Origin of the sequence: Acinetobacter pragensis (assembly GCF_001605895.1) — a bacterium.
Lineage (GTDB): Bacteria > Pseudomonadota > Gammaproteobacteria > Pseudomonadales > Moraxellaceae > Acinetobacter > Acinetobacter pragensis.
The window spans coordinates 1-7,797 of the sequence record NZ_LUAW01000050.1; the positions used below are offsets into that span (position 1 = coordinate 1).

General features: G+C 44.0%; 7 protein-coding genes. 4 read left to right on the forward strand and 3 right to left on the reverse strand.

Annotated elements, in window-relative coordinates; genetic code table 11:
- Positions 1 to 402 precede the first annotated feature (402 nt).
- Positions 403 to 972 carry a peptidylprolyl isomerase gene (locus tag AZH43_RS16150; protein WP_067671888.1) on the reverse strand — a complete coding sequence of 190 codons (570 nt, stop codon included), beginning with the start codon at positions 970 to 972 and terminating at the stop codon, positions 403 to 405.
- A 101-nt stretch (positions 973 to 1,073) separates the two neighbouring features.
- Between AZH43_RS16150 and AZH43_RS16155 the strand changes: the two genes are divergently transcribed.
- Entirely contained in the window at positions 1,074 to 1,745 is a 672-nt protein-coding gene (locus AZH43_RS16155; protein WP_067671891.1) for an acetoacetate decarboxylase family protein, read from the forward strand.
- Positions 1,746 to 1,779: 34 nt separating this feature from the next.
- Here AZH43_RS16155 and AZH43_RS16160 read toward each other — a convergent pair whose 3' ends face one another.
- Complete coding sequence (locus AZH43_RS16160) at positions 1,780 to 2,853, reverse strand: alpha/beta hydrolase (protein ID WP_067671893.1); 1,074 nt, start codon at positions 2,851 to 2,853, stop codon at positions 1,780 to 1,782.
- Positions 2,854 to 3,050: 197 nt separating this feature from the next.
- On the opposite strand from AZH43_RS16160, the gene AZH43_RS16165 reads away from it, so the two are divergent.
- Positions 3,051 to 3,587 (forward strand): hypothetical protein, encoded by a 537-nt coding sequence (locus tag AZH43_RS16165; protein WP_067671896.1) that lies wholly within the window; start codon positions 3,051 to 3,053, stop codon positions 3,585 to 3,587.
- A 398-nt stretch (positions 3,588 to 3,985) separates the two neighbouring features.
- Here the strand turns inward: AZH43_RS16165 and AZH43_RS16170 are convergent, their stop codons facing one another.
- Entirely contained in the window at positions 3,986 to 4,213 is a 228-nt protein-coding gene (locus AZH43_RS16170; RefSeq protein ID WP_067671899.1) for a hypothetical protein, read from the reverse strand.
- A gap of 945 nt (positions 4,214 to 5,158) precedes the next feature.
- Between AZH43_RS16170 and grpE the strand changes: the two genes are divergently transcribed.
- Together grpE and dnaK are read left to right on the forward strand one after the other, a co-directional pair.
- Positions 5,159 to 5,692 (forward strand): nucleotide exchange factor GrpE, encoded by a 534-nt coding sequence (grpE, locus tag AZH43_RS16175; RefSeq protein ID WP_067671902.1) that lies wholly within the window; start codon positions 5,159 to 5,161, stop codon positions 5,690 to 5,692.
- A gap of 120 nt (positions 5,693 to 5,812) precedes the next feature.
- Entirely contained in the window at positions 5,813 to 7,756 is a 1,944-nt protein-coding gene (gene dnaK / locus AZH43_RS16180) for a molecular chaperone DnaK (protein ID WP_067671905.1), read from the forward strand.
- Positions 7,757 to 7,797: the final 41 nt, after the last annotated feature.

Genomic DNA, 7,797 nt, shown 5'->3' on the forward strand with positions numbered 1-7,797 from the left:
ACCAATCTTGGCTCATCAATTTTCTGACAAATATTTCTCAAATAAACTTCGAGTAATTTCTACCATCAATCAATGAAAATAATTTCGATCGATCAACCAGTAAAAATCCACACAAGTTGTTCTTCATAATCTCTTAATGATCTTCTTAATACCTCGTCAGTATTAAGAGCTGGACTTCGATACACTTAACAACTCAGCGCTTCGCGCTTCGTTCGTTTCCGTCTATCTCGTCGGTATGGGTGCATTATAGGGCAATTTCTTACACGTGCAAGCGCTTTTAACGACTTGTTTTACTGTGTGTTTCTTTTTTATGCGCCATTATGGCGCATAAATATACAATACTATAGGTAAGACAATGTTTTTAAAAGAAAAACATTGTATTTTTTTATTTTGCAGTTTATTTCATTGTTTTTTTACGGCTGGCGCTTTTATCTTCACGCTTTGAATAAGCACAGGGGTTTGCGGCACATTTTGATGCACACCGATGTTCGCAGTCGGCACTTTCTCAATTTTATCGACGACATCCATGCCTTTAATGACTTTGCCGAATACAGCATAGCCAGCGTTCATCGCGCTTTTATTTAAAAAGTCATTATCTACAGTATTAATGAAGAATTGGCTGCTGGCAGAATTAGGATCATTGGTGCGCGCCATAGCCAAAGTGCCGCGTGAGTTTTTCAAGCCATTATAAGATTCATTCTTAATAGGCGCCAAAGTCGTTTTTTCTGCCATCTGCGCATCCATTCCCCCGCCTTGAATCATAAAGCCTGGAATAACCCGGTGAAAAACAGTGCCGCTATAGAAGCCAGAATTGACATAGCCTTCAAAGTTCTTAGCGGAAATAGGCGCTTTATCATTAAATAGCTCTATTTCAATTGTTCCTTGATTGGTTTTCATTTCAACAATGGAGTTATCCGCCCAGACTTGAAGACTGAAAGCAGCAGCGGCAGCAAAAAGCGCTTGTTTAAACATGTATAAACCCATCTATATAAAGTTGTATTTTGTACTGACTATATTTTAATCTTTCATGCAAAATAAGTCAGTATTTCTGCTGTGAATAAGTGAGAAAAAGAATGCAGCCCGATTTAATGCCTTTAAATGCCGTTTTACGCCCGCCGCCTTGGAAGCTGCAAGGCGATGCCTTTATTGCCAATTATTGGCTCTCCCCCGCCTTAATTCGGCAAGCTGCTGATTTTCAGCTAGCGCCTTCCCCGCTTGGGCGAATGGTGCAGGTCATCTGCGTGCGTTATCGCGAGAGTCCCGTTGGCCCCTATGATGAGCTGCTGATTTTAGATCATGCTTTGCTGACCCAGCGCAGGCTGAATACGATTCCTAAAATTTATGTTTCAACAGGAATATCCGTACAGCACGGGCAGCAGTATTGGGGGATCCCTAAAGAATTGGCTGCGTTTGAATGGCATGAACAAAACAATGAAATCCGCTGTACCGTGCATTTTTCTCAGCAAAGCATGTCTATACTGTTTACAAAGCAAATGAATCCGCAGATTTTGCGTATCAGCAGCAATTGCATTCCTTCATTACTGCTGAACATACAGCAAGATTGGTACAATAAGCATTATCAATTTACCCCTCAATTTCGAGGGCATTTATCTCGGCTGGCTTCTGTGCAATGGAAAAATACACAAAGCATTTTTCCTGATTTTTCCCAAGCCCTTTATCTGCAGGGTTTTGCCGTGCCTGAATTTGACCTGATTTTTCCTGAAGCGCAAATCAAACAAAAATAAAAAGGTGTTTCACGTGAAACACCTTTTTTATTGTTCAGACGCCCTTTTTATCCCAGAACTTGCGGAAATTCTTACTGATCTCAATCAAGTATTTTTTGGCTCGGAAAGACACAGGCGTGAGGTTGATAAAGCCATGCGTCTGATCTGCATATTCCTGATAATGGACTTTAATGCCTTGCTGACGCAGCTTATGTGAATAGATCTCCGCCTCATCATGCAATACATCATGACCTGCCGTAATGATGTACGCCGGCGCCAGCCGTTCAAGTTTGCCGTAAGTTGGCGAAATCAGCGGATCATCCAGCGCAATTTGATGCTGCTGCGCATAATAGCCTGTGACGTAATCGATATCCGCTGCGGTCAGCACCAAACCGTCTTTGTATGCAAAAAACGAAGGATGGCGGCTTTTAAAATCAACCACTGGATAAAACAGCAGTTGCGCATGAGGCGCATAAGCTTTCTGTGCAGTCCGCTGCGCAACCACGGCTGAAATATTGCCGCCCGCGCTGTCACCGGCGACCGCAATACGGCCTTTCAGAATTTTTAATTGCCGGCTGTTTTGAAATACCCAAGCCAGCGCATCTTCACAGCACTGAATAATTTGTTTCGGACCGGCTTCAGGCGCCAAAGGATAGTCGATGCTCAAGACTTGCGCTTTAGCATGCACGGCCAGCAATCGGCACGCTTCATCATGGGTATCTAAGTTGCCCACCACAAAACCGCCGCCATGATAAAACACAATCATCGGCAGCTTTTTATGAGGTGCCGGATGATAATGCCGGGCAAACACCGTACCGCTTTGCAGCGGAAGGCGCAAATCTTCCACCTGTCTGACCGGGGTCGGCTTTGCCTGAATAGATTGCATCTGCAAATCGAATGCCTTGCGGGAACGCTGTACATCTGAACCGATAAAACCAGACTTGCCCTGCTTGAGCTGCGCAGCCATCAGGCACTTTATCAGCGGGTCCAGTTCAGGGAACACATAGGGATAGCCCAACCCCTTTGCAATGCGCTCTTGCACAAAGCCAGGCAATTTATCGACCGCGCGGCCCGCAGCGCCTTGCCCTTTTTCCATTAATCCTTGCATTTTTTGATTAAACGCAGTCATTGCAGACATCCTTTTATCTATTCTTCATAATTTCTACACGATCAGCCTTTATGTGACCATATTCTTATACAAGTCTAAACAACCGAATACATAGCCCCTTTCAACATACGCTAAGCTTCTTTCAAGAGCATGTCATTGACAATTTTCTTTCAATTTCTGGAGTTTTTTGCTGCTCCATTGGACATAGGATACAGACCATGGCTAAAAAAATAATTCTGTTGTCGCTGGCGACTGCATTTATGGCTGTAGGCTGCGTCGCATTTCCAGACGACGGCTACTCTGATGGCCGTTATGACAATGGCCGGAATTACGGCGGCTACGGCTATGACCGCGGCTACGATTACCGTTATGACCGTGAACGGGACCGCCAGCGCTGGGAATACCAGCAGCAGCGCAACCGGCTAGAACAGGAACGCCGCAGACAAGAAATTGAGCGCCGCAACTGGGAACAAAACCGTAAAAACCAGCAGGACTGGGAACATAAAAGAAATGATGCGGAACGCCAGCGCAATGAACAGCAGCGCTATAAAACGCAGCAAGAGCGCCAGCGTTTAGAACAGCAGCGTCAAAAAGCGCAGAATGACCGTGAAAAACGGGCTGAATATGACCGTAAAAAGCGGGAACAAAGCCGCGATCAAGCCAAACGCAATACGGAACAGCGCAAACAGTCGGATAACCGCCGCCAAGAGCAAAACAAGCGCTGGAATGAAACACGGCGTGACCAAAATAAATAACAGATACTCTTTATAAGCGATTCAGTCATTTATTAGATCTGAACAGCTTTGCCAAACTGATAAAAAGCCCAGCAACTCTGGGCTTTTTACATCTGCATGAATTATTGATCCAATGCCAATTGCAGAGCACCGGAAAAACAGAACCCTCAAATGAATATTCGCATCAGGGTTCTGCTTCAGCTCCTGCAGAATACTCCGCTGCAGCTCTCTCAGTATCAATATGAAGCCTCAAGGATGAAGTGCCGAATTTCAATTCTGCGCACCTCATCTGCACTTCAGAGAAGCAATACATTTAAAATGGCATCCGCTCTTCAAAAAATGAAAAGCTGGTTTTTAAATGCGTCTTTTCAAAATCAGTGCTTTAAGCCTGCGGCACAACTCGAAGGCTTCAACATATATTACTGCTGGACAGCAGGCTGTTCAGCCGCTGGCGCAGACTGTATGGCTGCACCGCCCTGAGCGGAAGCATCCGCCTGCGGCACCGCTCCCGTTTGATCAGCAGGCGCAGCCATTTCTGCAGTCACTTGCGCGCTTTCAGGCGCCTGTGCAGTTTCTGTTGATGTACAGCCGACTGCAGCCGCACCAAAGCTAGCCAACGCTAAAAGCAATAAACCTGTTTTTTTCATATTCACTCATTCCTATGTGTTTTCAATTAAGCGCAAAGCATGTGTTTGCGGCCCCCATCATGAAAAAAAAACCGCTGAACTGCACACACGGTGAGTTGTAGTTTTAGCCTGCTCAAGTACAGCTTCTGCAACTTTTTATTAATTCAGTAAAATTGATGTATAAAAAAGCCATTATTTAAAATAGTGATAGTAAAAAAATGCATATTCTTGTGCATGCTCTGCATAGCCCGAACTGTCAGCATTGATCCGTCTTTGATCTGCGCGCTTCAAACAATAGGCTGACCGCTGCTGCTAAACTTTCAACTCAAAGGACCATCATGCGTTTTGCCCTGCACTTTTGAGCAAAAAAAAAGGCTTATCCAGAAGATGGATAAGCCATGAAAAACACATTTCAAAATATTTAAAGAAACTACAGCCATAGAATCTAAGTGCAATCATAAAGATTTGATCATTTTTTGTGAAATATTTTATTACGCTGCTATTAAGAGCTTTTATGTATAAATATTAATCAGATTTAAAAATGATCCGCTGCAGCTATGCACCAGAAGGATCTTCGCAATTTGACGGCAGTCACCATATCCCTCTCTCCAAAGATATGGTCACTTCCTGTAGACGCTATTATGCGCTGTGCCGTTCTAAGAGAGAAACAGATAAAAATTATCAGTAAAATCTATTTTAACGATTAGAAAGTCCATTATTCGCTAAAACAATAATTTATCTTTTAATAAACTAAGTAAGAATTCACAGGCTTTGCCACGATTTCACCTGCTTTTATCATAAAAAGCATTAATTAATGAGTCAGTTCGCTTGAATTTTTGCAGCCAGCCCCGATTTCTCTATTAATCATGACATTTAGCAAATCATGGCAGTTCAGGATTAACCCAGTTAGCACTGAAGCCAACAGGACTGTACATGTTTAAGAACCCTTTTAAACGGAGTAAATCAATGGCGACTGAGCAAAATGAACAAGCTCAAGATCTAGAGCAAGCCGAACAGCAGACTCAAAATGAAACTGAGCAAGCTGAAGTTACCGTTGAAGGCTTACAAGAGCAGATCACAAAACTCGAAGAAAGCTTAAAGCTTGAGAAAGCGCGTACTGCAAATGCAGTCTACGAAGCGCAAAAAAGCGTAGAGCGCATTCAGCGTGAAGCTGAAAAGCACAAAGACACAGTTTTAGAAAAATTCGCTAAAGAACTGCTGGATTCTGTCGATAACTTGGAACGCGCAATTGCAGCGGCCAATGAAGAAGAATCCCCTGTAGTCGAGGGCGTAAAGCTGACGCTGAAGTCCCTGCTGTCAACGCTGGAAAAATTCGGTGTCGTTGAAGCGGATACAGCGAATGGCTTCAATGCTGACCTGCATCAAGCGGTCGGTATTGATCCAAATGCAAAAGCCAACCAAATTGGCGCTGTATTGCAAAAAGGCTATACCTTAAATAACCGGCTGCTTCGCCCTGCCATGGTTATGGTGGGCGCATAAGCCTTTAAATTCGAGAGTTTGTTAAAATTTTTCATGAAAAGAACTTGAAAAATTTAGAACGGCTCTCATATCGGATAACAAGCGAAAACATTGCAAAAAAATTATTGAGGAATACATCGAATGGCTAAAATCATTGGTATCGATTTAGGTACAACAAACTCTTGTGTCGCTGTACTTGAAGGCGACAAAGTTAAAGTGATCGAAAACGCTGAAGGCACGCGTACAACTCCATCTATTATTGCGTATAAAGATGGCGAAATTCTGGTGGGTCAATCTGCAAAACGCCAAGCCGTGACCAACCCTAAAAACACATTGTTCGCGATCAAGCGTTTGATCGGCCGCAAGTACCAAGACCAGGCTGTGCAAAAAGACATTGGCCTTGTTCCTTACAAAATCATTCAAGCTGAAAACGGTGACGCTTGGGTTGATGTAAACGACAAAAAACTTGCACCGCAGCAAATCTCTGCTGAAATCTTGAAAAAGATGAAGAAAACAGCTGAAGATTACTTAGGCGAAGCAGTAACAGAAGCAGTGATTACCGTTCCTGCTTACTTCAACGATGCGCAGCGTCAAGCGACTAAAGATGCAGGTAAAATTGCAGGCTTAGAAGTAAAACGTATCATCAACGAACCGACTGCTGCGGCACTTGCGTTCGGTATGGACAAAAAAGAAGGCGACCGTAAAATCGCGGTTTACGACTTGGGCGGCGGTACTTTTGACGTTTCAATCATTGAAATTGCTGACCTTGATGGCGACCAGCAAATCGAAGTATTGTCGACTAACGGTGATACATTCCTAGGCGGTGAAGACTTCGATAACGCTTTAATTGAATTCTTGGTTGAAGAATTTAAGAAAGAGCAAAGCGTTAACTTGAAACAAGATCCGCTTGCACTTCAACGTTTAAAAGAAGCGGCTGAAAAAGCGAAGATCGAACTTTCATCTTCGAATGCAACTGAAATCAACCTTCCGTACATCACGGCTGATGCGACTGGTCCTAAACACTTAGTGATCAACGTAACACGTGCAAAATTAGAAGGTTTAGTGGCTGATTTAGTTGCCCGTACGATTGAGCCTTGCCGTATTGCGCTTAAAGATGCCGGTCTTTCGACTTCTGACATCTCTGACGTCATCTTGGTCGGCGGTCAATCACGTATGCCAATGGTTCAGCAGAAAGTTCAAGAATTCTTCGGTAAAGAACCGCGTAAAGACGTGAACCCGGACGAAGCTGTTGCAATTGGCGCTGCGATTCAAGGCGCGGTACTTTCAGGTGACAAAACTGACGTACTTCTTCTTGACGTAACTCCATTGACTCTTGGTATCGAAACCATGGGCGGCGTGTTGACTGCGATCATTGAGAAAAACACCACGATTCCTGCGAAGAAATCTCAAGTGTTCTCAACGGCTGCTGACAACCAGCCTGCTGTAGACATTTCTGTGTTCCAAGGTGAACGTAAAATGGCGCAGCAAAACAAATTGCTGGGCAACTTCCAGTTGGGTGACATCCCGCCTGCGCCACGCGGTGTGCCGCAAATTGAAGTGTCTTTCGACATCAATGCTGACGGTATCTTAAAAGTATCGGCTAAAGATAAGAGCACTGGTAAAGAGCAATCGATCCAGATTAAAGCAAACTCAGGTTTGTCTGATGCTGAAATCGAAGCGATGATCAAAGATGCTGAAGCGAATGCTGAAGAAGACCGCAAGTTTGAAGAATTAGCGAAAGCGCGCAACGAAGCGGATGCGCTTGTCTCTTCTGCTCAAAAAGCAGTGAAAGATCTAGGCGAGCAAGTGACTGCAGATGAAAAAACTGCAATTGAAACTGCAGTAACTGAGCTTGAAGCTTCTACCAAAGAAAATGACGTAGAAGATATCAAAGCGAAAACTGAAGCGCTTCAAAACATCATCATGCCGATCACTCAGCGCGCTTATGAAGCTGCGCAAGGTGCTCAAGGCGGTGCTGAAGGCTTTGATCCAAACGCGTTCCAAGGCGGTGAAGGTCAACAGCAAAAAGCAGATGACGGCGTTGTAGATGCTGAATTCACAGAAGTGAAAGATGACAAAAAATAATTTGTCGCTTTAGCTTTACTCGAAAGAGTTAAAAAAACCGC